1 protein-coding gene is annotated in these 511 nt (G+C 32.1%); it reads right to left on the bottom strand.

What is annotated here, in order from left to right:
• Positions 1-36: 36 nt before the first annotated feature.
• Positions 37-483 carry a hypothetical protein gene (locus PSH54_RS20570; RefSeq protein WP_059364933.1) on the bottom strand — a complete coding sequence of 149 codons (447 nt, stop codon included), beginning with the start codon at positions 481-483 and terminating at the stop codon, positions 37-39.
• Positions 484-511: the final 28 nt, after the last annotated feature.

Genomic DNA, 511 nt, shown 5'->3' with positions numbered 1-511 from the left:
AGCAAACTGTTAGCAGTCCCGTGCTTAATGCGCTTGTTATGTGTAAATTTTCTCCACACAATTAAAATCTGCAAATGTAACTTTAAATGTAGAACCTGAGCGTAACTCAATAATATGCTGAAATCCATTGCCTGTAATCGATACTTCATGGGTTAAAACATCACCATGAAAAGTATCACCATAATTAAATGGATTCTCAGTACCTATAAGTTCATATGATTTTACTTTTAAATAATTCAGAACAATATCACGGTCATGTTGTTGGCCAAGTAAATTTAATGAAATTGATAAAGAGGGTTCAAATGGACGAACCTTATTTCTATTTTCTGCAATAGTTATCGATGTAACCCATGCATCATGAAGTGATTTTGGGTGGTTTAATTCATACCTTTCAGTGTTTGCAGCAAACTCAAATAATTCACTCGGAAAATTATTCCTATTTGAATTTAGATTAGAAATATATTCATCAAAGCTAGAATTCATTTACCAAACTTCCATTTACACATAACGC

Origin of the sequence: Pseudoalteromonas sp. Angola-30, assembly GCF_028599215.1 — a bacterium.
Lineage (GTDB): Bacteria > Pseudomonadota > Gammaproteobacteria > Enterobacterales > Alteromonadaceae > Pseudoalteromonas > Pseudoalteromonas atlantica.
The sequence above is the reverse complement of the archived record's forward strand: the minus strand, read 5'-3'. Positions and strand labels throughout refer to the sequence as shown.